The sequence below is a fragment of the Rheinheimera sp. EpRS3 genome (assembly GCF_001513785.1).
Classification (GTDB): Bacteria; Pseudomonadota; Gammaproteobacteria; order Enterobacterales; family Alteromonadaceae; genus Alishewanella.
Window position 1 is genome coordinate 144,312 of the sequence record NZ_LNQS01000008.1, and the last position, 22,578, is coordinate 166,889.

Genomic DNA, 22,578 nt, shown 5'->3' on the forward strand with positions numbered 1-22,578 from the left:
CGTGTACAGCTTAGTGAATAGGGCCCAGCCGGTCAAAACGTACGCCTGTTGGCACCCAACCCGGCACCCAGCTGTTAGGGTCCTCATTAAATTCAAAACTCATCCAGATAAACACCGCTTTGCCTACCATATTGTGCTCTGGTACAAACCCCCAGAAACGGCCATCACGGCTGTTATCGCGGTTATCTCCGAGCACAAAATAATGGCCTTCCGGTACAACGAATTCGTCAATTGCCGTGCCGCGCTGTTTAAAGAAAAATTCGGTATGCTCGCGCCGCGCCGGGGTTTGCAGAATATCGTGCGTAACCTGGCCAAGCTGTTCGGTGTAACGGCGTTGCGGGCTTTGATCATGGTAAAACTCGCCCTCGTTTTTCAGGCTCAGTTCTACCATTTCCAGCTTGTCGCAGTCGGCCTGCTCTGCACCGGTGCAGGCTTTTTCAATAAATAGTTGTTTATTGCGGTAAATAACTCTGTCGCCCGGCACACCTATAACCCGCTTAATATAGTCGATGGTGGGTTGCTCGGGGTATTTAAACACCGCCACATCGCCCCGCTGCGGTTTGTTATTGCTGTATAAGGTTTTACGCCATACCGGGTCTTTTACATCGTAAGAGAATTTCTCTACCAGAATAAAATCGCCGACCAGCAGGGTTGGCATCATCGAACCTGATGGGATCTGAAACGGCTCATAAATAAAAGAGCGGAAAATAGTGATCAGAGCAATAACAGGAAAAATAGATTTTGCTGTTTCAACCAGTTGCGGCTCTTTGAGCAGCTCTTCACCGGCTTCAAGCGGTAGCTGACCACCGGCAGCGCTTTGTGCGCCCGCCAGTTTTTGCTGCCGCTTTGGTGCCAGCACCAAAGCATCTAATAACCAGATTAAACCGCTGGCCAGTGTCAATAACACCAGGAAGATTGCAAAATAACCTGCCATGTAAATCCCTTATTTATTTACCTACTTTCAGAATGGCGAGGAAGGCCTCTTGTGGAACTTCCACATTACCTACCTGCTTCATGCGTTTTTTACCGTCTTTTTGCTTTTGCAGCAGCTTTTTCTTCCGGCTGATATCACCGCCATAACATTTCGCCAATACGTTTTTACGCATCTGCTTAATGGTGGTGCGGGCAATAACGTGGTTACCGATAGCTGCCTGAATAGCGATATCGAACATCTGCCGTGGGATCAGCTCTTTTAATTTTTCTGCCAGTTGCCGACCGCGGCCCTGAGCAAAATCGATATGGCTGATAATGGCCAGCGCATCTACACGCTCGCCGTTAATCAAAATATCTACCCGCTGCATATTCGAGGTTTGGAAGCGCTTAAAGCTGTAATCCAGTGAGGCATAGCCACGGCTGGTCGACTTTAAGCGGTCAAAGAAGTCCATTACCACTTCGGCCATCGGTAGCTCATACACCACCGCAACCTGACGGCCGTGATAGCTCATATTCTTCTGCACACCGCGCTTTTCAATACACAGAGTAATCACGTTACCCAAATATTCTTGTGGCACCAGGATATGTGCTTCAACAATTGGCTCGCGAATTTCATCAATATCATTTACGGCAGGCAAAGCGCTGGGGTTGTCTACCATTACGGTTTCGCCGTTCTTTTTCAGCACTTCGTATACTACTGTTGGTGCCGTGGTAATTAAATCCAGATCGTACTCACGCTCTAAGCGCTCCTGAATAATTTCCATGTGCAGCATGCCAAGGAAACCAATACGGAAACCAAAGCCCAGTGCGCCAGAGTTTTCCGGCTCATAAAACAATGATGAGTCATTCAGACTTAGTTTGGCCAGCGCATCACGGAAATCTTCATAATCGTCACTGGATACCGGGAATACACCGGCATACACCTGCGGTTTAATACGCTTAAAGCCCGGCAGCGGTTTTTCGGCGCTGTTTTTTGCCAGCGTTAAAGTATCGCCTACCGGCGCACCTTTAATCTCTTTAATACCGGCGATAACAAAACCTACTTCACCGGTTTTCAACTCACCGGTGTTAGTGGCTTTGGGGCTAAATACGCCTACTTTGTCTACTTCGTAGCTCTGGCCGGTAGACATTACTTTAATTTTGTCTTTGGCTTTAATGCTGCCGTGTTTTACCCGCACCAGTGATACTACGCCCTGATAGGCATCAAACCACGAATCGATAATCAGTGCCTGGGTTGGCTGTTCCGGCTCACCTTCCGGTGGCGGAATTTTCTTAACAATGGTTTCCAGCACATCTTTTATGCCTAGCCCGGTTTTGGCTGAACACTGCACAGCACCTATGGCTTCAATGCCGATAATATCTTCTATTTCTTCTGCTACGCGGTCTGGTTCTGCCTGTGGCAAATCAATTTTATTCAGTACCGGTAATACTTCTAAATTCATTTCCAGCGCGGTATAGCAGTTTGCCACCGTTTGCGCTTCAACGCCCTGGCCAGCGTCTACCACCAGCAGTGCACCTTCGCAGGCCGCCAGCGACCGGCTAACTTCATAAGTAAAGTCAACATGGCCAGGTGTATCGATAAAATTCAGCTGATAAGTATTACCATCATCAGCCGGGTAATACAGCGTAACACTCTGAGCTTTAATGGTAATACCGCGCTCACGCTCGAGATCCATTGAGTCCAGCACCTGCTGCTGCATTTCACGATCAGATAAACCACCACAATACTGAATTAAACGATCAGACAGCGTCGATTTACCATGGTCGATATGGGCAATAATAGAAAAGTTTCTGATGTGATTTAGTTTAGGCATGTTGTCCGCAAAACTGAGGGCGTAACGCAAAGCAGCAAACTCGATAACGACAAGTCGCAACCTCCTGCGCTGACGCGGGTTATTCCGAAAATTAGCGCGAATTGTACTCTATCCGGCGGCAGCTTGCTATGTGTTATTCAAAGCGCTGCGCTATCATGCAGGCAAAAGTATTGGCGATCAAAGTAGTGCAGATAAAAGTGTTAGGACAGCGCGTGTTGTTGTACACCAAGTGAAGGCAGAACTTCGAGGATAACAATCTGGGTATGTTTTTCCTGCTGCTGGCCATAACGCCTGGCCAGCATAAAACCGCTTGCGGTGCCAACCAGAGCCAACAGCATAACCCAGCCTTCGGCTAAACCCACTGCGTTACCAAGCAGCGCCAGCAGCAACAGCAACACTAAAGGCAACAAATATACCATCAGTGCAGCCATGATCAGGCTTTGCTCATTCAGGCCAATTTTAACCTGCTCTCCGGGTAGTAACGTCAAGGCGGTGGGAACAAAAAAACGTTGCTGTCTGGGTGTCAGGGTTTTCGCTACTATGCCGGTGCCGCAATCATCGCTGACGTTGCAAGCATTGCAACTGGCAACAGGTGTGCTGGTTAACCAAACCCCGTTGCCCTCGCACGCTGCCACAGTCGCAATTTCTTCTACCATCAGTGCACTGCTGCTGCCAACTGACGGGCAGTTTCAATACTCACCGGGCCGATAACAGTGACTTCCAGCTGATTACTGGTTTGCACATAAATCGTCGTGGCACCGTCACGGTAAGCCTGGGTAGGCAATTGTTGTGAATTTTGCACAAAAACCGACACCTGATGCAAACCATCACTTAGCAGCCAATAGCTTAACAAACTGCTTTCAAGCTGTGGAATACCTGCCGGGTCAACAACAGGCTGGTATCCTTGCGGCAACCAGTTCAGTTTATGTCGGGCTTGCGGCGCAGCCTTAGTTGCAGTATCTGCCGGTTGCGGCAACTCAGCTGCTATCAGCGCATTTAAGTTCTCCGGCAGTTCAGGGCTAATTTGCATATGAGTAACCAACCAGCGCTCCAGCGCGGTTTGCTGTTCAGATAAGGTGTCGATACGTAGCGGAAAACCAGTTTCGTCGTCTAACCATAACCAGTAACTGTAACGGCCAGCGTCTTTGGCAGTCAGGCGCAGTAATTGTGCACTGCGGCCAGACATCACCAAACTGCTGCCCGCAACAGCATTATACAGCCGGGTGATATTGTCTTTTGCTTCAAACAGCAATGCCGGTAATTCAGGAATACTGGCGCCTTGAGTAACAAAGGCAGGCCGGTCGGTCAGCAAATAATAAATCTGGCTATCGCGGCGCAGAATATCTACGCCGTTGGTATCCAGTGGAATAAGGTGTTCAATTTCCTGCTCAGCGGTGCGGCCATGTATCCAGCGGTAAGTGTCTACTTTACTGCCTTTTAATACCACAAAAGAGGTGTCGAAATTATACTGTTTTACCGCATTTTGTACTTTATCAAACAAGGCCCAGGCAGATTGCTCGGCTTGAGCAACCCCGGAGATTACAACCAACACTATGGCACTACAAAAGCCAGCAAATCGCATCATTGTTGCTCGTTTTGATCTTTTCCATCAGCCTTATTGCTATTGTGATTAGCCTGCTGAGAGTGTTCCATCACCCGTACCTGTTGGCGATGCGCATTTAACAGCGCCTGCAGGCGTTTTTGTTGCTCCAGCATTGCCTGCTGTTCCTGCTCGGCAAAACGGTCGTTAACGGTGGTCTGGCTTAAACTTACCGGCGTGGCAAAACCTGCTATCGGCTGGGTTTGTAACACAGGTAAAGGTGCAAAGGCGTCCTGCTGTGGTGACTGCTGATATTGCTGCACACCAAACACGGCCATTAATGCGACACCGGCAGCTACTGCACCCTGGGCGACAGGCTGTAACCAGCGGCCATTAGCAGCAACTGACACAGTATTACGTAAACGTTTTAGCAGGTTACGATCAGATTGCAACTGATACACCGGCTCATCAGCCAACTGGGCAGCAAAGTTGTCTGCAAAATCAGCCGTTATCGGGCTTTGCGGTTCACGACGTAACACAGCGCCGATCAAGTGATAGCGTTCAAACTGGTGTTGCAACTGAGCATCATTAAGCAAGCTGTCCAGCTGTGCTTTACTCAGTGGCTGGTTATCACTGGCAGCAGAGAGCCAATCCTGATTTTCTGACGACATAATGTTTCCTGTCTTAAAATTACTGGTTTTTGCCCTGACTGCTAGCTTATTAACGGCTTAAGCTGCAAATCAATTGCCTCACGTGCCCGGAAGATACGGCTTCTGACGGTGCCTATCGGGCACCCCATTACTTCCGCAATTTCTTCATAGCTTAACCCTTCAAGTTCACGCAGCGTAATAGCAGTGCGAAGTTCGTCGGGCAATTTTTCAATGGTGCTGAACACCACATTACGAATTTCATCGGACAATAACAACTTTTCCGGTGAATCTTGTTCCTTTAATGCATCGCTGCCTTCAAAATATTCAGCATCTTCCGCATCAACGTCTGTTGCCGGTGGCTTACGGCCATTAGCAACCAGATAATTCTTAGCACTGTTTACCGCAATACGGTAAAGCCAGGTATAAAACGCGCTTTCGCCACGAAACCCCGGGATAGCCCTATAGGCTTTAATAAAGGCTTCCTGCGCGACATCTGCTACGTCTCCGTGGTTAGAGACATAACGGGAAATTAAGTTCGCAATCCGGTGCTGATATTTTCGCACCAATACATTAAACGCCGCTTTATCGCCTTGTTGTACACGCTGGACAATCTGCCAGTCCAATTCTTGCTCGCTCATATCCGAGCTGATCCCCTGTAATACTAATCGTTCTATTAACTGGCGCTGGTCTAGCGTGTTGCTATGACTCTGCTGCACAGAAATAGTTCTGCTAAGTTTGGCAAAAAAGCTACAATAGCCCGACATTGACTGATGGCAAGTGTATCGCATGACGCAAGCAAAAGAATATCTCTGTGATGTATTAATTATCGGCAGCGGTGCTGCCGGATTGTCGCTGGCGCTGCAACTGGCAGACAAAGCCCGTGTGCTGGTACTCAGTAAAGGCCCGCTACGTGAAGGCTCTACGCTATATGCTCAGGGTGGCATAGCTGCTGTGTTTGATGAAAACGACAGTATTGCATCGCATGTTGATGACACCCTGATAGCCGGTGCCGGTTTGTGTGACGAAGCGGCAGTGCAGTTTACCGCCGGCAATGCCAAAGCTGCGATGGAATGGCTGATTGCCCAGGGCGTGCCGTTTGATCAGTACAAAGATGAAGACGGCAGCCTGAAGTATCACCTAACCCGTGAAGGTGGCCACAGCCACCGGCGCATTTTGCATGCTGCCGATGCCACTGGCCAGGCCGTACAGATCACCTTAGTAGATCAGGTTAAAACCCATCCTAATATTCAACTGCTGGAAAACTACAACGCCATCGACTTAATTAACGGCCGTAAAATTGGCCGCGATGCAAAGCGCTGCTATGGCGCCTATGTCTGGAACAAAGAAGATGCAAAAGTTGAGCTGGTGCGTGCCCGCTTTATTGCCTTGGCTACCGGTGGTGCCAGCAAGGTGTATCTGTATACCAGCAACCCCGATGTGGCCAGCGGCGATGGCATAGCCATGGCCTGGCGCGCCGGCTGCCGGGTAGCTAACATGGAATTCAACCAGTTTCACCCCACCAGTTTGTACCACCCGGATGCGCCTAATTTTTTAATTACCGAAGCCATGCGCGGTGAAGGCGCTTATTTAAAACGGCCGGATGGCAGCCGCTTTATGCCGGATTTTGACGAGCGCGCTGAACTCGCGCCGCGCGATATCGTTGCCCGCGCTATCGACTATGAAATGAAACGCCTTGGCGCTAACTGTGTTTATCTGGATATCAGCCATAAACCGAAAGACTTCGTTATTGAGCACTTCCCTACCATTTACGCCAAATGCTTAAGCGTCGGTATTGATATCACCCGTCAACCGATTCCGGTGGTACCGGCCGCGCATTACACCTGTGGTGGCGTAATGACTAACTTAAATGGCCAGACTGATATTGATAACCTGTATGCCATTGGCGAAGTGGCCTACACCGGCTTGCACGGCGCTAACCGTATGGCCAGCAATTCGCTACTTGAATGTGTGGTGTTTGCGCAGGCTGCGGCCAGCCATATACTGGCAGAATTAGATAGCAGCAGCGAGCTGCCAGTATTGCCGCCGTGGGATGACAGCCGTGTCAGCGATTCAGACGAAGAAGTGGTGATTACCCACAACTGGCATGAGCTGCGGTTATTTATGTGGGATTACGTTGGCATAGTGCGCACCAACAAACGGCTGGAACGCGCACTGCACCGGGTTGAGTTACTGCAGCGGGAAATTCACGAGTATTACAGCCATTTCCGTGTCAGCCATAATTTACTGGAGCTGCGTAATCTGGTGCAGGTAGCCGAGCTGATCATCCACTGCGCGCTGCAGCGTAAAGAAAGCCGGGGCCTGCATTACAACCTGGACTACCCGGACACCCAGCCCGACAGCAAGCCAACTGTACTTACGCCCAAAACCAGCGTTTAAAGTTAGCTACACGCCAGAGCCTGACTGCCAGTTTTGCTGGCTGATGGCTCTGGCCAACGCCCGAAACTGCGCCTCAGAGCATTGATCGGCGAAAATCCACTTACGGTAGCAGCGCTGATCGGTATCGGCCTGCCACTGCAACCGCAGCATATGCTGGCTAACCAGGCCACCGGACAACAACCGGCCAGGTGGTAGGGCGCTGTTAAACCAGTGCAGTTGGCTGTTATCGGTTATGGTTAGCGTGGCACTATGCTGCAGTTGTTGCAAAACACCGTACCAGTGCCAGTAAAATAGCGGTAGTACCACAGCAACCAGGATAACTCCGGTTACCCCCAGCGGCGTAACTGCCAATACCAGCACCGGCAGTGCCGCCAGCAGCAACATGCCACGCTGACACAACCGGCTGGCTGACAAACAGAGGTTATACGCGGACACGATCCAGAATAACCTGGATCAACGCCTGAATAGCAGCATCAGACGATTTGGCATGGCCCATAAACCAGGAAAATAAGTCTGGATCATCACACGCCAGCAAACGCTCAAAATCCTGTTTTTGCTGTAGTGTCAGCGCATCGTAACCGTCTTCCACAAAAGGTGCCAGCAATACATCAAGCTCCAGCATGCCGCGACGACACGCCCAGCGTAACCTTGGTTTAATCATTAACTCTGCCATATGTTTCCTTTGCAAATAGCGCTTTGATATATCGATCCCGACAGCATAGCCGCTGATTCTAACAAAAATTAGCAAACGGGGTTGAGCTTTTCCGGCTTTCCCCCAATGATAGCAATATTCGTTTTAATACTGAGCTTCGCTACGGCACATTATGCATACATCCTGGTTAACAGCAGAACAATACGCCGCATTGTCCACTCAGGTTCAGGGCGCTTTTATTTCACCGCTACCTGCATTTGAAAGCCTGATGATCAGCGGGCCAGACAACCGCAAATATTTGCAGGGCCAAACCACCTGCGATTTAGATCAGCTAAACGACGATAATTTTCTGCACGGTGCCCACTGCGACGCCAAGGGTAAAATGTGGTCACAGTTTTATCTGGTCAGCCATGCTGAGCAGCTTATCAGCATTGCCTTTCGGGACGAACTTAACGCCTCTGGCGCGCAGTGGAAAAAATTTGGCGTGTTTTCTAAAGTCAGTTTCGAAGCTGGCCAGCAACACTTTGCCATATTTGGTCTGGGTGGAGAAAATGCAGCAACACTGATTTCGCAGCTGGGCTTTACCCTGCCACAGCGCGGCGAACTGGCCCGGTACAACAATGCCTTATTGCTGGCACTGGCTGCCGACCATTTTATACTGTTGCTGCCTGTAGCAGAAGCCCAGCAGCTAATGCAGCAAAAACTGCCCTTTGCTGCGCCTAACGTCTGGCTGGCACAGCATATTCAGCATGGTTTTAGTTATCTGGAACAGGGTTTAATTGGCGAATTTGTGCCGCAAATGCTTAACTTACAAGCATTAGATGCCATTAGTTTTACCAAAGGCTGCTATATCGGCCAGGAAACAGTGGCCCGGCTGAAATACCGTGGCGGTAATAAAAGAGCCGCGTACATTTTAACAGCCGACACAGACGAAGTGCCAAAAGCTGGCACTGATATAGAAATTCAACTAGGTGAGAACTGGCGCCGGAGCGGCCAGGTTGTCAATGCAGCAAACATTCATAACCAATTATGGTTAATTGCGGTATTACCTTACGACATAACACCGGCAGACTCATTACGGCTTAGCAGCGACAGTGCCCCGGCACTGCGCATAGTGCCGTTACCTTACTCGTTAAATTAAAGAGGTTTTCATGACCATATCTCAGGACAAAGTTGTCGCCATGCACTACACCGTTACCGATCCACAAGGTAACGAACTGGATTCTTCCGTTGGCGGCGAGCCTTTAGTCTTCTTATTTGGCCACGGTTCACTTATTCCGGGTTTAGAGCAGGCGTTAACCGGCAAAGCCGCCGGTGACAAATTTAAAGCCGATATTGCAGCTGCAGAGGCTTATGGCGAGCGCCATGATGCACTCACGCAGGCCGTACCAAAAACCATGTTTGAAGGTATGGACGTTGCCGTGGGTATGCGTTTTCGTGCCGCCGGCCCGGATGGCCGTGAGCAATCGGTTATCGTGCTGGAAGTAACCGAAGATGAAGTCGTGGTTGATGGTAACCACCCGTTATCTGGTATCGATTTAAGCTTTGACGTTGAAGTACTGCTGGTACGTGATGCCACCGAAGAAGAACTCAGCCATGGCCATGTGCATGGCATTGATGGTCACGCCGGTCACTAATAAGCTACACCAAAAAGCCGGCCGGCAAAGGCCGGCAACTCCTGCCAACAGCGGTTACTTTTTCCTTCAGCATTTACCCTGCTTAACGGCAAAAAACTTAATTCAGATCAAGCCCCCACTTTGGCGAATTGCATTGTGCCGGTTAGTAACAGCCCATTAGCACCTGCAGTAAATTCTTGACACTGAGCGCAAAGCCACATATTTTTACCGACTGTCAGAATTTTTTCCATTGAGAGCGACCGGCCTGAATGAAAGATCGTATTATCATTTCTGTCTCAACCATCAATGGGACCCGCCATTTTAACGTCAGCAAACTGTTTAAACGCAACGCCGTTATTGCTATGTGGGCCATGCTGTTTGGCCTGATAATTACCGCTGCCGTTATAGATTACCTGCTGCGCACTGTGGATAAAAGCCAGCACCAGCGTACCGCGCTTACCGAACAAGCCGCCAGCCTGCGGGCAGAAATTGATATGCTGAACAACAGCAAACAGCAGTTGGAGCTTGAGCTAAACACCAAACAAGACGAAATGCTGCAGGTAGTAAACCGCGTTGGTGAAATAGAACTGGCACTGGGATTAGAGCAGCAATATCCGCAAAATTTAGAAAACCGGCTTGATACTGCCAGCGTTAACTCGGCAGCACGCCTGGCGATGCTACAACTGGTACCTAACGGTTCACCGCTGGAGTTCAGGCGCCGCTCGTCACGCTTTGGTGTACGCGAACACCCTATTATTGGCAAACAGCAGCACCACAAAGGGGTAGATTTATCCGCCAGCCGCGGCACGCCTATTTATGCACCGGCTGATGGCGTGGTTGAAGTTGTCCGGCCGAATAAACAAGGCTACGGTAACCTGTTAAAAATCCGCCATGCGTTTGGTTTTTCAACACTCTATGCACATCTGGATTCTTTTAAAGTGAAAAGTGGCCACTTTGTGCATAAAGGCGAGCTAATCGCCACCTCCGGCAATACCGGTTTATCTACCGCACCACATTTACATTACGAAGTACATTTCCTTGATCGGGCACTTAATCCACAAAGCTTTATGGACTGGGATGCCACTAATTTCGATCTGGTGTTTGAGAAGGAAAGGAGCATTAAATGGGATTCTTTAGTCAGCATGCTGGAAACCAAGGCAAGCACGCAGTTACAACTGTCGTTGCACAAGGATGCACAGTTAACGGCAGTCTCCGACTAAGCTGCGATATGCAGGTAGACGGTTATGTCGAAGGTAAAATTGTCAGCGAAAAAACCTTAGTGATCAGTGGCACTGGCCGCATAAAAGGCGAGCTTACTGCCGACAAAGTGATTATTAACGGTTTATTTGAAGGCGATTGCTTTGCCAATAGCGTTGAAATATTGCCGCAGGGCAAAGCGCACGGCGTGATCCATTGCGACGATTTGAGCATTGAGCGCGGTGGCAGCTTTATTGGTAAAACCATGCCAACCTCTACGGAACAGGTCATTAGCCTGCCTAAAACAGAATCCACCGAGCGTAATACCCCATCGCTGGAGAGCAAAACCGAAACCGGTTAATACCGCTCAGCCTTTACCGTTGGTCGCAAAGGCTGGTTTTTTTTTCGTTGCGCCGTTAAGTTGATAACGTCTTTAAACTTAACGGCGGTATAACAATGAAAAAAACGCTTCTGGCCAGTTTACTTTGCTTTAGCAGCCTCAGTGCTGTTGCCGCAAACTCCTTACCTGAACAAATTCAGCAAGATTACCAGCAACATCTGGGCGCGCTGTTTACTCATTTTCACCAACATCCTGAACTGTCACATATGGAAACCCAAACCGCTAAACGCCTGGCAAAAGAGCTGCGTGACGCCGGGTTTGACGTTACCGAAGGCGTGGGTAAAACCGGCGTGGTGGCCATGCTGAAAAACGGCCCCGGCCCGCTGGTAATGATGCGTGCCGATATGGATGGCTTGCCGGTAGAGGAGAAATCCGGCCTGGTTTATGCCTCTAAAGCGAAACAAACCGACTGGGACGGCAATGAAGTATCCGTTATGCATGCCTGTGGCCACGACGTACACATTACCAGCCTGGTAGGCACGGCAAGGCGCATGGCGGCGATGAAAGACCAATGGTCCGGCACCCTGATGCTGGTGGGCCAACCGGCAGAAGAACGGGTTGGCGGCGCCAAAGGCATGATGCAGGACAATATCTGGGGGCGCTTTGGCCAGCCCGATTATGCGCTGGCGTTTCATGTTTCATCTGAAATTGAAACCGGCAAAATTGTCGCAGTAGAAGGCTCGCCCTATTCTGGCGTAGACAGCGTGGATATTATTGTGCACGGCGTGGGGGCACATGGCGCCAGCCCACACCGTGGTAAAGACCCTATAGTGCTGGGCGCACAAATTGTACTGGCACTGCAAACCATCGTCAGCCGTGAAATAGCCCCGAAAGAGCCAGCATTAATTACCGTAGGCGCCTTTCACAGCGGCACCAAGCACAATATTATTTCCGATAAAGCCCACTTACAGCTAACTGTGCGTAACGACAACTGGGAGACGCGGGAATATTTAATCGCTGCCATCAAACGGGTAGCCGAAAACCTGGGCCGGGCTGCCGGTTTACCGGAAGATAAACTGCCAGAAGTACGCATTACCGACGAGCCCACCCCACCTACCGTGAACGATATTCCGTTAACACAACGGCTGAAAAAAGCCTGGGCGGCCAAAATGGGCGAACCGGTGTTTGATGAGAGCTACAAACGCTTAGGTATGGGTGCAGAAGACTTCCCGTTTTTTACCACTAAGCCCTATATCCCCAGCACTTACTTTGCCGTAGGTGGCACACCGGCAGAGGCATTTGCTGCCGAGAAAGCCGGTGGCCCGGCAGTGCCCAGCCACCACAGCCCGCTGTTTAAAATCAGCCCTGAGCCCGCGGTAACCAAAGGGGTAGAAGCCACTGTGATCGCCTTGCTGGATTTAATGCCAAAGCAATGATGTCATTAAAGGACACATCGCAGGTTATATCCGAACAGAGCAGAATCGGTTTGCTCTAAGCTAACCGTTGAAGGCATGGATGCCTGAGTCGAGCCCCCATGGATGGGTTCACGGCGTGTTAGCGTGACCAAACCGATGGCAGCGAGTTACATCATCAGGCTTAGCTGCTTTTTTCACCATCAAACTAATGCAAAGCCGCGCCATTCTGCTACAATGCCGCCCCTTTTGCAGGCCAAGGCCCGCAGTTTTTTATTTTGCGGAGCACCAGCATGAGCAATACCTCTTTTTCCAACCTGAATTTACCCGAAGCCTTAGTCAGTAATCTTAACGATTTAGGCTACAGTGCCATGACAGCCATCCAGGCGCAGGCACTGCCGGCAATTCTGGCCGGGCAGGATGTTATCGGCCAGGCCAAAACAGGCTCAGGCAAAACGGCCGCCTTTGGTTTAGGCCTGCTGGCCAAATTAGATGTTAAATATTTTCGCGTGCAAACGCTGGTACTTTGCCCCACGCGCGAGCTGGCCGATCAGGTGGCGGCAGAGCTGCGTAAACTTGCACGCAGTATCCACAATATTAAAATTCTTACCCTGTGTGGTGGCGTACCTATTGGCCCGCAAATCGGCTCACTGGAACATGGCGCCCATATTATTGTTGGCACGCCGGGCCGGGTGGTTGATCATTTAGACAAAGGCCGGCTAAACCTGGACGATTTAACCACGCTGGTGCTGGATGAAGCCGACCGCATGCTGGAAATGGGCTTTCAAGCCGATTTAGATAACGTTATCGCCAAAGCACCGGCTAAGCGCCAAACACTGTTGTTCAGTGCTACCTACCCTACCGCTATTGCCAAGCTAAGTGAGCGCCTGCTAACCAACCCGCTGCAGGTAACGGTAGCCGAGCAGCACACCACCAGCAGTATACAACAACAGTTTTTCCAGGTGGCAGACAACAACGCCCGCTTAATTGCGCTGCGTACCTTATTACTACAGTATCAGGGCCAAAGCAGCATGGTGTTTTGCAATACCAAGCGCGAAACCCAGGACGTTGCAGACGCGCTGTATCAGTTTGGTTTTAGCGTACTGGCACTGCATGGTGATATGGAACAAAAAGACCGTGACCAAACCCTGGTGCAGTTTGCCAATGGCAGCGCCTGTATTTTGGTAGCGACCGACGTAGCCGCCCGCGGTTTGGATATCAGCAGTGTCGATGCAGTATTTAACTACCAGCTGGCGCACGATGCCGACACACACACACACCGTATCGGCCGCACCGGCCGCGCCGGCCAAAGCGGTATTGCGCTAAGCTTATTTACCGCCAGTGATGCCGGTAAACTGCTCCCGCTGGAAGATGGCTTAGGTATCAAAATTGATGCCGCAGAACTGCCTGCAGTGGACATAGCCACGTTAAAACCGGCTAAGCCATTAATGGCTACACTGCAACTGGACGGCGGGAAAAAACATAAAATCCGTGCCGGTGATATTGTTGGCGCCCTCACAGCCAGCAAACAGCTGACTAATGACGACTTGGGTAAAATTCAGCTGCACGATATCTGGAGCTTTGTCGCAGTAAAACGTACAGCCGTAAAGCTGGCACTGCAGCTGATCCAACAGGGTAAGATTAAAGGTAAAAGTATCCGCGCGCGGGCACTGTAATAACGACGACAATTGCCGCGGAGCGAGAACCGGTTTGCCCTAAGCGAACCGTTGAAGGCATGGATGCTAACCGGTTCGCGCATAAACCCCATCACCGTTCTGCACACTAGATCTGCGGCTTCCCCTGGCGCAAAGCCTTGGTCGCACCACGCTGTTTTTTATGTTCCAGCCGCCGCTGCTGGCTGCCATAGGTAGCTTTGGTAGCAACCCGTTTTTTCGCCACCCTGGCGGCTGACTGCACCAGCTCAATAAACTGCGTCAAAGCCTGCTCGCGGTTCATCTCCTGGCTGCGGCTTTGCTGGCATTTAATAATAATTTTGCCGCTTTGTGTAATACGATGGTCTGATTTAGCCAGCAGCTTATCTTTATAAAACTGCGGCAAACTGGAGGCGTTAATATCAAAAATAAGCTGCGCCGCCGTCGATACCTTATTCACATGCTGGCCACCGGCGCCGCTGGAACGGATAAATTGCCATTCCAGTTCATTGTCATTAAGAAGCACACTACCTGAAATCTGAATTGCCATGCTATCGCTATAGGTTGCTGCGTTAATACCCCGATCAGACCACAAGCACCACTTTGACACAAGTTTAACGGCCAATATCGATACTACTTTGTGATATACGCCTAAAGTCTATGCACCTTAAGTCTAAGTTCGTTAACTGCAATTTTTAGCTACAGTAATGCCATTGTCGTTACCACTACCGACGTAAGGATACCAACATGGCCAGCGCACCCAACAGCCTCTATCACAATGAATATCAACGTGCCATTAACGCCCCCGAACCGTTCTGGCAGCAGCAGGCCGCTAAACTAAACTGGTATAAAACACCGCGCACTATTTTGCAGCAACAAGATGCACATCATTATCAGTGGTTTAGCGACGGCGTGCTAAATACTGCCTATCTGGCGCTGGATACCCATATTGAGCAAGGCCGTGGCGAACAAACTGCGCTGATTTACGACTCGCCGGTAACCAACAGTAAGCAGCAATTTAGTTACCGCCAACTGCGCGATGAAGTGGCGCAATTTGCCGGGGTGTTAAAAGCTTTGGGGGTGAGCAAAGGCGATCGCGTAGTCATTTATATGCCAATGATCCCACAAGCTGCCATTGCCATGCTGGCGGTGGCGCGTTTAGGCGCCGTGCATTCTGTGGTGTTTGGCGGTTTTTCAGCCCATGAACTGGCAATGCGGATAGACGACGCCAAACCCAAAGTGGTGGTCAGTGCGTCCTGCGGTATTGAGATCAGCAAACTCATCGCCTACAAACCGCTGCTGGATGACGCCATCAGCAAAGCAGAACATAAACCACAACACTGCGTTATTTATCAGCGGCCACAACTGCTGGCAACAATGCAAAGCGGCCGCGATCTGGACTGGCGCCAGGCCATGGCCGCAGCTGAAAGCGCGCCCTGTGTGCCGGTAAAATCTACTGATCCGTTGTATGTGCTGTATACGTCTGGTACCACCGGCAAGCCCAAAGGCGTAGTGCGCGACAACGGCGGCCACGCGGTAGCGCTTAATTACAGTATGCAGGCGGTGTATAACGCCAAACCGGGCGATGTGTTCTGGGCTGCATCTGATGTCGGCTGGGTAGTCGGCCACTCTTATATTGTTTATGCACCGCTTATCGCTGGCTGCACCAGCGTATTGTACGAAGGTAAACCGGTATTTACCCCCGATGCCGGCGCCTTTTGGCGCGTGTGTGCTGAGTATAAGGTCAATATTTTATTTGCCGCGCCCACTGCGTTTCGGGCTATTCGCAAAGAAGACCCCGACGCCGCACTGCAACACTATGATTTATCCGCCCTGCGGGCCGTGTTTGTTGCCGGTGAACGGCTGGACCCGGCCACTTACCAGTGGGTAGCCGAAAAACTGCAAAAACCGGTTATTGATCACTGGTGGCAAACTGAGACCGGCTGGCCCATAGCCGCCAACCCGGCCGGGCTGGAATTAATGAACGCCAAACCCGGTTCAGCTACTGTGCCGGTGCCGGGCTTTAATGTACAAATACTGGACGACAGCGGCAAAGTGCTGCGCGCTAATGAACAGGGTTTTATCGCCATAGCACTGCCACTGCCACCGGGCTGTTTAACCACTATCTGGGGTAACGACGAGCGCTTTGTCGCCGGCTACCTGGATAGCTTCCCCGGCTACTACGCCAGCGGTGATGGCGGCTATATTGACGAAGACGGTTATCTGTTTGTTATGGGCCGCACTGACGATGTGATCAACGTTGCCGGGCACCGCTTATCTACCGGCGAAATGGAGCAAATTGTCGCTAACCACCCGGCTATTGCCGAGTGCTGCGTTATTGGTATTCACGAGCCTATCAAAGGCCAACAACCACTGGCGCTGGTACTGCTGAAAAACGGCATCGACATTGACGAAACCATACTTGAAGCCGAACTGGTAGCCATGGTGCGGCAGGAAATAGGCGCCCTGGCCTGCTTTAAAAAAACCATAGTGGTAAAACGCCTGCCCAAAACCCGCAGCGGAAAAATTTTACGCAAACTGCTGCGGCAAATTGCAGATGGTAACGACTACAGCGTACCATCAACCATAGACGATCCGGCCAGCGTAGCTGAAATTGCCCAACTGATGGCCAGTAAGGGGCTGATTAGCCAAACCTGAGCCAGCCCCCCAGTGCAAGAGCCAATAACAGTTTAATCTGCGCTGGCAATCGGGGGGCTAAACAGCTTATGCTACTGCGCCTGAATTATGTTGTATTTGCGCCGCGCCCAGCGGGCAGTATGGAGCTGTTGCCCGAATGATATCGCCGATAAACCTGATGCACAAAACCATTGCCTTTATGCAGCGCTGGCCTGGTTTGATGGCCGTGCTGGCCTTTGCCGCTGGTGTAGCCAGTTATATTCTGGTTGAACGCAAACAATCGCTGGCACAGATTATTGCCGTACTTTTATTGCTTAGCTGGTTGTGGCTGTTGCTGGATAACTGGCTACGCGAGCGCATAGAGCAACGCTTTGGCATAGCGCTATCGCCCATTCTGGTGCGTTTTGCCCTGCAAACAGTACACCAGGAAAGTCTGTTTTTCGCCTTACCGTTTTTTCTTGCCGTTACCAGCTGGCACCACGGCCAGGCGGCCTTTACCATACTGATTATTTTTTGCGCGCTGGTTTCTGTAGTAGATCCGCTGTATTACAAAAAGCTGGCCCCCCATCGCACCCTGTTTGTGGTGTTCCATGCTTTTGCTTTGTTTGTTGTACTGTTAATTGTGCTGCCGGTATTAATGCAACTTACCACCAGCCAAAGCATGGCCGCCGCCCTGGGTATTGCCGTGCTGCTGAGCTTACCCAGCCTGGGTGCGATAATGCCGGGTGGCCGCTGGTGGCGGGTGCCGTTTTTACTCTGTTTACTCACTGTACTTAGCGCTGGTTTATGGCAACTACGCAGCTGGGTGCCCCCGGCAGCCCTGCGCCTTAATGCTATAAGCCTGTCGCACGAAATGGACTACGAGCAACGTAAGCCCGGCGACAGCATCAGCCAGATCAACAACCACGACCTACAACAGCAAGGCTTATACAGCTTTACAGCGGTAACGGTACCCCGCGGCCTTAAAGAGCAAATATTTCATGTTTGGCTGCACAATGGCAAAGAAGTGGATCGCATTCAGCTGAATATCACCGGCGGTAGCGCCACTGGTTATCGCGCCTGGAGCCATAAACTAAATTTCCCGGCCAACGCCGAAGGCAAATGGCGGGTAGAAGTAGTAACAGAATCAGAGCAGCTTATCGGCCTGGCCCGCTTTACAGTAACGGCCGCTGCACCGGCGCCACTACCACAGGCGGATTTTTAACCGGCTGGCGGCAATGTTGTTTTAGTAACTGCTCAAGCTCCTTTAGCCGCGCCTGCAACTGCTGGCCATGATCAGGGTTATAGGGTTGGCGCAACTGCCTGCGGATCTCAAGCCGCTGCTCATTTAACATCTGGCACTCCGCCTGGCTAAATTGTGGCGTGGCATGCGCCATGCAAGACGTCAGACCTATCAACATACTTAAAATGAAACGCATATAACGCCCTTAATGCTTTTTATATCTGATGTTTTCAGTGTGACAATAATGCAGCTAAAAGTATAGCAACCTACCATCAATACCTTTGGTTGCATATTGCTACATAGCCAAGCCGGAATTTAGAGGTGTGAATAGCCACAACTGAATTGCAACGCTAGCGCGCTATAACAGATAGAAATAGAAAAGTATTTTACGGCAGTTGACGGCTGCACCAGCAGTACAGTAACTTAGCGCTCTGCTTTACACACTAATGCACTGCGGGTGTAGTTCAATGGTAGAACGAAAGCTTCCCAAGCTTTAGACACGGGTTCGATTCCCGCCACCCGCTCCAAAGGCTGCCTGCAGGCGGCCATGGCATGGTTTAACCTAACTTTTTCAGCCTCAGTATATCCCGCACTATTTCCCACAGCGGGAACATGGCTGTAATCACCAGGCCGGTAACGGCGGCACGTTCCAGTTGCTCTAACTGCAATACACCTTGCCAAACTTCAGGCTCAAGTTTTAATAGCGGGCTGAAGGTAGCTAACAGCAGTATTACTGCGACAAAAGCGCCGTTCAGTACAATCTTGCCCAGCAACATGGTTTGGCTCCAAAATCGCTTACGCAACTGCCACAGGCTGCTTGCAATACCAAGCAGCGCCAGCGGGCTGGCCCATTTTAATAGTTGATGCGCATTGTCGGTAAACAAAAAGCGGCTGTTGGCCAATTGCTCCGGCGACAACCATAGCGGATACCAGATCACGATCAGTAAAAATACATAGGTTGCCAGGTCAGTAAAAATATCCTGCAGTGAAATATGCTGCCAGTGTGGGCCGGCTTTTGGTAATTGCTCCGGCTGCCAGCTTTGTTCGCACCGGCTGTGCTGTTTGGGTTCATGCCGTGACATCAACCAAAATGCCAGGGTAATGCTGGTAAAGCCCAGCAGTGAGTCCTGCATAAAACCGCTGGCTAAGCTTTTCATATAAAGCAAAAAGCTCATCTGGCTACTTAGCCAGGCTGAGGTGCTGTCGACCACCTGTAGCAAAAACAAAATACCCAGCACCATAAACAAGGTGTTTTTATACAGCGCCATATAGCCGGGGCTAATCAGCGGCTGCGGTGGTACAAACTGCTGCGCTACTGTGCGCGGGTGGCCCATTTGCTTTAATACTGCGGCAATATCGGTGTCGGTCAGCTCGCCTTGCTGTTCAGACAACATATCCAATTGATCCATAATATTGGCGTTTAACTCGCGGCCAATTTCGTCGCGCTTTGCTTGTGGTAATTCGCGCTGCACTGCAGCGATATAACGCTTAACCAGTTCCATTATTTAGTCTCCTGTGATGCTGTGCCCAGTAAGCCGCCAAGCGCACTGTTAAGATGTTGCCATTCGTCCGTTAGCTGGCTCAGCAGTTCTGCCCCCAGCTCTGATAACTGATAGTAGCGCCGCTCACGCCCTTCGCCTTGCTGCCATTCGCTATCGAGCAGGCCTTGCTCGGCTAAACGGCGGATCAGCGGGTATAAGGTACCTTCGTCAATATCAATGCCACCATCCTGCAGTTGCTTGCGTAGCGAATAGCCGTAATGCGGCTGCTTTAATGATGCCAGCACTGCCAACACCAGTACGCCACGGCGTAGCTCCAAACGCATTTTATCCAGTTGTGCAGTTGTCATAACCTTTGCTTCCTATACTGTGCAACACATACTGTGTGATGCACAGCAATATACTAGGCGACGCACAGTATAAAAGCAAGCTGTTGGCATAAAGAAAATTGCATAAAAAATAAGCTGATTATTTTCATATAGTTAGAAAATTGGATATGAGAAAGGCTGAGCTAATGTGGCGTATGGCTAGTGTAGAGGTATTAGCTAACTGTTTTATCGTCCAGCAATATTAACCAGTTTGGTGCTATGTTCAGGTGGCCGGCAATAATTTTCAGGCATACCAGTAGCGGAATGGCGATCAATACGCCTACTGCGCCCCAGATCCAGCCCCAGATAAACATCCAGATCACCACCAGCAGCGGGTTCATGTTAAAACGTTTACCCAGCACTAACGGAGTAATAAGCTGTGATTCAATGACATTCAGTAGCAGAAATACGCCTGGTAACAGCAAAATCTGGCTCCATTGCTGATACTCAATAAAACCAACACCGGTAAGCAGTATGGTTAATAAAAAAGGGCCAAGATAAGGTGCATAATTAAGAATAGTGGCCAGCGCGCCCCACAGCAGAGGGTCTGGTACGTCTAACAGGTAAAACACAACTGCAGTAGTTAAGCCCAGCAGGATATTAATAGCACTCACTACCAGCACATAACGCGAGATGTCATCGCGGATAGTGTGAAACATCGACAGCAGATTCTTCTTGGCGTTAAGTGAGGGCCGCGCCCGCACCATATTGCGCAGCAGGGTATCGCCAAATACCAGAAAAAAGTACGTCAGCATAATAATGGCAGCCAGCTGAAACAGCGCCATGGCGGTGGCTTCAGCCATTATTGACAATACCGGCAGCAAACCTGAACCCATAGCGTTTTTTAACGACTCTTTGGACGAGCCGCCAGGCAGTACATTCTCTTTTAATGCATCAAAAGAATCGGCCATACCGTCAACGTGTTCGGCAAGCTTGGTGCCAAGCAGTGGCAGGCGTTGCAGCCATTGTGCTGCAGGTTCGTACAATAAACTGATGCTGTAACCCACCAGCATGACTAATAAAACCAGCACCAGTGCAGCCGAAAGCGATCTGGGCACTTTAAATTTATTGCTTAGGGTTCGTACAACCGGGCTGGCAAATAATGCCACCAGGCCAGCCAGCAATAACGGCAGAATAAGGCTACGGCAAAAGTAAAATGTATAGGCAAGCGCTAAAGCAGCTAACAGCTTCATTGCATTAGTAGAGGCGTAATGTCGCAACCGGGTTGGGCTTAACGGAGCTTCAGCCATAAAATGCTGCTAAAACCACTGCGTTATCCAGCGAAAGCCAACAACACTGCGCAGCAGTTTTACTGAGCTGTTATGCCGCAGCTGAAATAAACAACCGGCGGTAAAGCTGAGCATTAAGCCCGGTGCGGAACCGATAAAAGATTTGGCGCGCTGGCCAAGCAGCCAGTTTTCAGCCTGCAACAGCTTTTGTTGCTGTCGTCCCTGCTCTGCCAAATCGGCTACTTTTAGCCGCTGTTCTACCAGTAACTGATCAATCAGCATCTTTATCTTCCTCTTCAGACGCAAAAAATAACCGGCGTATTTGCTGCCAGGTATGTGAAAACCCAACCTGCGACAATACATGGCCTAAGCTGCGCCAACACCAGAACAACAATCCAAACTGCAATAACAATAAAGCTGCTGCGGTGATTAAAATTGAGCTGGTAAGCTGAAATAATAAATACCCCAGTAACAGCAAAATGCTGCACCAAAGCAAGATCATACCAGCGCCAAAGCATACCACCAGTGCTGCAGCTATAGTGAGGCTGCGCGCGGTTAACTGCCATTCAGCTTTAGCCGTTTTACCGGCCAGTTTTACCTGGCCAGTATAACGCTGCTTCACCGACAAACTCAGGGCTGCCATTTCTGACAGCTGATCTAAAGTTTGTTCGACGAACGGCTTTTTTTGCTTAGCTTGCTCTGATGGGGCCTGCTGCTGAGTTGCTAGTGCTTCAGCAGTAGCTTGGTCTGGCGCCCCTGAGGGCGCCCCAGAAGCTTCGCGGCTTTGCATGCGGCAGCCTTAAGAGCGACGTAGCAAAACAGTTACCAGCATACCGGCAACAAAAGCAATACCGGCAGTTGCCAACGGGTTTTGAGCCGCTAACTCATGCGTTTTGCTGTAGCCGCTTTGTAATTGCTGCTTAATCTCTTCCTGCTTGTGCGCCAGAGTTTCCTGCGAGCTGGCAGCGGTTTTGCGTAGCGTATCTTCTGCTGATGCCGCTTTTACCGCCATGGCATCAACTGCATGATGCGCGGCTTCACTTGCTCTTTCTGTCATCGGTGAATTTAAACCACTATTGGTAGTACCTGTAGCCTGAGCTGTTGCGCTTTGTGAAGTAGCCATAATATGTCTCCTTGGTTAACACGAGGAAAGCAGCAAAATGCTGCAATATGCCAGTAAGGTAAATGCAATGGCCATACCAGTATAGAATAAAATAATAAAAACAGACACTTATTAAAGTTTTATTATTTTTCTAAGCAGAAAAACAGCAGTAAAAACTGTAGAAGTTACCCACTATCAGTAATCTTTACAGGGTATTAGAATGCAAAAAAGCGATAACATATCGCCTGCAGTTAAGAGCTGGCCAACTGCTATCTCATCCGGCTTGGTGTTGCGGGCAGGTTGTAACAGTCTGGCGGA

Annotated in this window: 25 protein-coding genes and 1 tRNA gene; 10 read left to right on the forward strand and 16 right to left on the reverse strand. The window is 50.2% G+C overall.

Going from position 1 to position 22,578, the window contains the following annotated elements:
* Positions 1–10: 10 nt before the first annotated feature.
* From lepB to rpoE, 6 genes are all read right to left on the reverse strand, one after another.
* Positions 11–934, reverse strand: a complete 924-nt coding sequence (gene lepB, locus AR688_RS09310) for a signal peptidase I (protein WP_068232462.1) — start codon at positions 932–934, stop codon at positions 11–13.
* A gap of 13 nt (positions 935–947) precedes the next feature.
* On the reverse strand, positions 948–2,747 hold the full coding sequence (gene lepA, locus AR688_RS09315; protein WP_068234076.1) for a translation elongation factor 4: 1,800 nt from the start codon (positions 2,745–2,747) through the stop codon (positions 948–950).
* Positions 2,748–2,947: 200 nt separating this feature from the next.
* Complete coding sequence (locus AR688_RS09320; protein ID WP_197412189.1) at positions 2,948–3,403, reverse strand: SoxR reducing system RseC family protein; 456 nt, start codon at positions 3,401–3,403, stop codon at positions 2,948–2,950.
* Complete coding sequence (locus AR688_RS09325) at positions 3,403–4,332, reverse strand: MucB/RseB C-terminal domain-containing protein (RefSeq protein WP_082694728.1); 930 nt, start codon at positions 4,330–4,332, stop codon at positions 3,403–3,405. Before AR688_RS09325 ends, AR688_RS09320 begins: the two co-directional genes overlap by 1 nt.
* Positions 4,329–4,958 (reverse strand): sigma-E factor negative regulatory protein, encoded by a 630-nt coding sequence (locus AR688_RS09330; RefSeq protein ID WP_068232471.1) that lies wholly within the window; start codon positions 4,956–4,958, stop codon positions 4,329–4,331. The genes AR688_RS09325 and AR688_RS09330 overlap by 4 nt, the downstream gene beginning before the upstream one ends.
* Before the next feature lie 41 nt (positions 4,959–4,999).
* A complete protein-coding gene (rpoE, locus tag AR688_RS09335; RefSeq protein WP_068232476.1) occupies positions 5,000–5,575 on the reverse strand; it encodes an RNA polymerase sigma factor RpoE in 576 nt (191 codons plus the stop codon).
* Between the two features lie 148 nt (positions 5,576–5,723).
* On the opposite strand from rpoE, the gene nadB reads away from it, so the two are divergent.
* A complete protein-coding gene (nadB, locus tag AR688_RS09340) occupies positions 5,724–7,334 on the forward strand; it encodes an L-aspartate oxidase (protein ID WP_068232479.1) in 1,611 nt (536 codons plus the stop codon).
* A 6-nt stretch (positions 7,335–7,340) separates the two neighbouring features.
* On the opposite strand, the gene AR688_RS09345 is transcribed toward nadB, so the two are convergent.
* Positions 7,341–7,769, reverse strand: a complete 429-nt coding sequence (locus AR688_RS09345; RefSeq protein ID WP_156420265.1) for a protein YgfX — start codon at positions 7,767–7,769, stop codon at positions 7,341–7,343.
* The gene (locus AR688_RS09350) at positions 7,756–8,007 is read right to left on the reverse strand and encodes an FAD assembly factor SdhE (protein WP_068232485.1); all 252 of its coding nucleotides are present in this window, start codon (positions 8,005–8,007) and stop codon (positions 7,756–7,758) included. Before AR688_RS09350 ends, AR688_RS09345 begins: the two co-directional genes overlap by 14 nt.
* 151 nt (positions 8,008–8,158) lie before the next feature.
* On the opposite strand from AR688_RS09350, the gene ygfZ reads away from it, so the two are divergent.
* The 6 genes from ygfZ to dbpA all read left to right on the forward strand — a co-directional run bounded on the left by ygfZ (position 8,159) and on the right by dbpA (position 14,227).
* Positions 8,159–9,127 (forward strand): tRNA-modifying protein YgfZ, encoded by a 969-nt coding sequence (gene ygfZ, locus AR688_RS09355; RefSeq protein ID WP_068232489.1) that lies wholly within the window; start codon positions 8,159–8,161, stop codon positions 9,125–9,127.
* Between the two features lie 10 nt (positions 9,128–9,137).
* Positions 9,138–9,623 (forward strand): FKBP-type peptidyl-prolyl cis-trans isomerase, encoded by a 486-nt coding sequence (locus AR688_RS09360; RefSeq protein ID WP_068232493.1) that lies wholly within the window; start codon positions 9,138–9,140, stop codon positions 9,621–9,623.
* Between the two features lie 248 nt (positions 9,624–9,871).
* Positions 9,872–10,822: a M23 family metallopeptidase gene (locus AR688_RS09365; RefSeq protein WP_068232496.1), complete on the forward strand. Its 951-nt coding sequence runs from the start codon at positions 9,872–9,874 to the stop codon at positions 10,820–10,822.
* 8 nt (positions 10,823–10,830) lie between these two features.
* Entirely contained in the window at positions 10,831–11,160 is a 330-nt protein-coding gene (locus AR688_RS09370) for a bactofilin family protein (RefSeq protein ID WP_068232499.1), read from the forward strand.
* 95 nt (positions 11,161–11,255) lie between these two features.
* Positions 11,256–12,575 (forward strand): amidohydrolase, encoded by a 1,320-nt coding sequence (locus AR688_RS09375; RefSeq protein ID WP_068232502.1) that lies wholly within the window; start codon positions 11,256–11,258, stop codon positions 12,573–12,575.
* A 269-nt stretch (positions 12,576–12,844) separates the two neighbouring features.
* The gene (dbpA, locus tag AR688_RS09380) at positions 12,845–14,227 is read left to right on the forward strand and encodes an ATP-dependent RNA helicase DbpA (protein WP_068232505.1); all 1,383 of its coding nucleotides are present in this window, start codon (positions 12,845–12,847) and stop codon (positions 14,225–14,227) included.
* Positions 14,228–14,333: 106 nt separating this feature from the next.
* On the opposite strand, the gene arfB is transcribed toward dbpA, so the two are convergent.
* Positions 14,334–14,753, reverse strand: a complete 420-nt coding sequence (gene arfB / locus AR688_RS09385; RefSeq protein ID WP_068232508.1) for an alternative ribosome rescue aminoacyl-tRNA hydrolase ArfB — start codon at positions 14,751–14,753, stop codon at positions 14,334–14,336.
* Between the two features lie 197 nt (positions 14,754–14,950).
* On the opposite strand from arfB, the gene AR688_RS09390 reads away from it, so the two are divergent.
* Complete coding sequence (locus AR688_RS09390; RefSeq protein ID WP_068232511.1) at positions 14,951–16,861, forward strand: propionyl-CoA synthetase; 1,911 nt, start codon at positions 14,951–14,953, stop codon at positions 16,859–16,861.
* A gap of 136 nt (positions 16,862–16,997) precedes the next feature.
* Entirely contained in the window at positions 16,998–18,044 is a 1,047-nt protein-coding gene (locus tag AR688_RS09395) for a DUF5924 family protein (RefSeq protein ID WP_068232514.1), read from the forward strand.
* Here the strand turns inward: AR688_RS09395 and AR688_RS09400 are convergent.
* A complete protein-coding gene (locus AR688_RS09400) occupies positions 17,995–18,258 on the reverse strand; it encodes a hypothetical protein (protein WP_156420266.1) in 264 nt (87 codons plus the stop codon). The genes AR688_RS09395 and AR688_RS09400 overlap by 50 nt on opposite strands.
* A gap of 257 nt (positions 18,259–18,515) precedes the next feature.
* Here AR688_RS09400 and AR688_RS09405 point away from each other — a divergent pair.
* Positions 18,516–18,589: transfer RNA gene (locus tag AR688_RS09405), tRNA-Gly, on the forward strand.
* A gap of 30 nt (positions 18,590–18,619) precedes the next feature.
* Here the strand turns inward: AR688_RS09405 and AR688_RS09410 are convergent.
* The 6 genes from AR688_RS09410 to AR688_RS09435 all read right to left on the reverse strand — a co-directional run bounded on the left by AR688_RS09410 (position 18,620) and on the right by AR688_RS09435 (position 22,281).
* The gene (locus AR688_RS09410; RefSeq protein ID WP_068232520.1) at positions 18,620–19,564 is read right to left on the reverse strand and encodes a hypothetical protein; all 945 of its coding nucleotides are present in this window, start codon (positions 19,562–19,564) and stop codon (positions 18,620–18,622) included.
* Positions 19,564–19,911: a PadR family transcriptional regulator gene (locus AR688_RS09415; protein WP_068232523.1), complete on the reverse strand. Its 348-nt coding sequence runs from the start codon at positions 19,909–19,911 to the stop codon at positions 19,564–19,566. Before AR688_RS09415 ends, AR688_RS09410 begins: the two co-directional genes overlap by 1 nt.
* A 191-nt stretch (positions 19,912–20,102) precedes the next feature.
* Positions 20,103–21,179 carry an AI-2E family transporter gene (locus AR688_RS09420; protein WP_068232525.1) on the reverse strand — a complete coding sequence of 359 codons (1,077 nt, stop codon included), beginning with the start codon at positions 21,177–21,179 and terminating at the stop codon, positions 20,103–20,105.
* Between the two features lie 9 nt (positions 21,180–21,188).
* Positions 21,189–21,440: a hypothetical protein gene (locus AR688_RS09425; RefSeq protein WP_068232529.1), complete on the reverse strand. Its 252-nt coding sequence runs from the start codon at positions 21,438–21,440 to the stop codon at positions 21,189–21,191.
* Positions 21,430–21,948, reverse strand: a complete 519-nt coding sequence (locus AR688_RS09430) for a hypothetical protein (protein WP_068232532.1) — start codon at positions 21,946–21,948, stop codon at positions 21,430–21,432. Before AR688_RS09430 ends, AR688_RS09425 begins: the two co-directional genes overlap by 11 nt.
* Before the next feature lie 9 nt (positions 21,949–21,957).
* Positions 21,958–22,281 carry a hypothetical protein gene (locus AR688_RS09435; RefSeq protein ID WP_068232534.1) on the reverse strand — a complete coding sequence of 108 codons (324 nt, stop codon included), beginning with the start codon at positions 22,279–22,281 and terminating at the stop codon, positions 21,958–21,960.
* Between the last annotated feature and the right edge of the window lie 297 nt (positions 22,282–22,578).

Excerpts from the sequence above, each read along its gene's own strand:
- lepB (WP_068232462.1), bottom strand. The coding sequence starts at position 934 with ATGGCAGGTTATTTTGCAATCTTCCTGGTGTTATTGACACTGGCCAGC.
- lepA (WP_068234076.1), bottom strand. The coding sequence starts at position 2,747 with ATGCCTAAACTAAATCACATCAGAAACTTTTCTATTATTGCCCATATC.
- AR688_RS09320 (WP_197412189.1), bottom strand. The coding sequence starts at position 3,403 with ATGGTAGAAGAAATTGCGACTGTGGCAGCGTGCGAGGGCAACGGGGTT.
- AR688_RS09325 (WP_082694728.1), bottom strand. The coding sequence starts at position 4,332 with ATGATGCGATTTGCTGGCTTTTGTAGTGCCATAGTGTTGGTTGTAATC.
- AR688_RS09330 (WP_068232471.1), bottom strand. The coding sequence starts at position 4,958 with ATGTCGTCAGAAAATCAGGATTGGCTCTCTGCTGCCAGTGATAACCAG.
- rpoE (WP_068232476.1), bottom strand. The coding sequence starts at position 5,575 with ATGAGCGAGCAAGAATTGGACTGGCAGATTGTCCAGCGTGTACAACAA.
- nadB (WP_068232479.1), top strand. The coding sequence starts at position 5,724 with ATGACGCAAGCAAAAGAATATCTCTGTGATGTATTAATTATCGGCAGC.
- AR688_RS09350 (WP_068232485.1), bottom strand. The coding sequence starts at position 8,007 with ATGGCAGAGTTAATGATTAAACCAAGGTTACGCTGGGCGTGTCGTCGC.
- ygfZ (WP_068232489.1), top strand. The coding sequence starts at position 8,159 with ATGCATACATCCTGGTTAACAGCAGAACAATACGCCGCATTGTCCACT.
- AR688_RS09360 (WP_068232493.1), top strand. The coding sequence starts at position 9,138 with ATGACCATATCTCAGGACAAAGTTGTCGCCATGCACTACACCGTTACC.
- AR688_RS09365 (WP_068232496.1), top strand. The coding sequence starts at position 9,872 with ATGAAAGATCGTATTATCATTTCTGTCTCAACCATCAATGGGACCCGC.
- AR688_RS09370 (WP_068232499.1), top strand. The coding sequence starts at position 10,831 with ATGCAGGTAGACGGTTATGTCGAAGGTAAAATTGTCAGCGAAAAAACC.
- AR688_RS09375 (WP_068232502.1), top strand. The coding sequence starts at position 11,256 with ATGAAAAAAACGCTTCTGGCCAGTTTACTTTGCTTTAGCAGCCTCAGT.
- dbpA (WP_068232505.1), top strand. The coding sequence starts at position 12,845 with ATGAGCAATACCTCTTTTTCCAACCTGAATTTACCCGAAGCCTTAGTC.
- arfB (WP_068232508.1), bottom strand. The coding sequence starts at position 14,753 with ATGGCAATTCAGATTTCAGGTAGTGTGCTTCTTAATGACAATGAACTG.
- AR688_RS09390 (WP_068232511.1), top strand. The coding sequence starts at position 14,951 with ATGGCCAGCGCACCCAACAGCCTCTATCACAATGAATATCAACGTGCC.
- AR688_RS09395 (WP_068232514.1), top strand. The coding sequence starts at position 16,998 with ATGATATCGCCGATAAACCTGATGCACAAAACCATTGCCTTTATGCAG.
- AR688_RS09400 (WP_156420266.1), bottom strand. The coding sequence starts at position 18,258 with ATGCGTTTCATTTTAAGTATGTTGATAGGTCTGACGTCTTGCATGGCG.
- AR688_RS09410 (WP_068232520.1), bottom strand. The coding sequence starts at position 19,564 with ATGGAACTGGTTAAGCGTTATATCGCTGCAGTGCAGCGCGAATTACCA.
- AR688_RS09415 (WP_068232523.1), bottom strand. The coding sequence starts at position 19,911 with ATGACAACTGCACAACTGGATAAAATGCGTTTGGAGCTACGCCGTGGC.
- AR688_RS09420 (WP_068232525.1), bottom strand. The coding sequence starts at position 21,179 with ATGGCTGAAGCTCCGTTAAGCCCAACCCGGTTGCGACATTACGCCTCT.
- AR688_RS09425 (WP_068232529.1), bottom strand. The coding sequence starts at position 21,440 with ATGCTGATTGATCAGTTACTGGTAGAACAGCGGCTAAAAGTAGCCGAT.
- AR688_RS09430 (WP_068232532.1), bottom strand. The coding sequence starts at position 21,948 with ATGCAAAGCCGCGAAGCTTCTGGGGCGCCCTCAGGGGCGCCAGACCAA.
- AR688_RS09435 (WP_068232534.1), bottom strand. The coding sequence starts at position 22,281 with ATGGCTACTTCACAAAGCGCAACAGCTCAGGCTACAGGTACTACCAAT.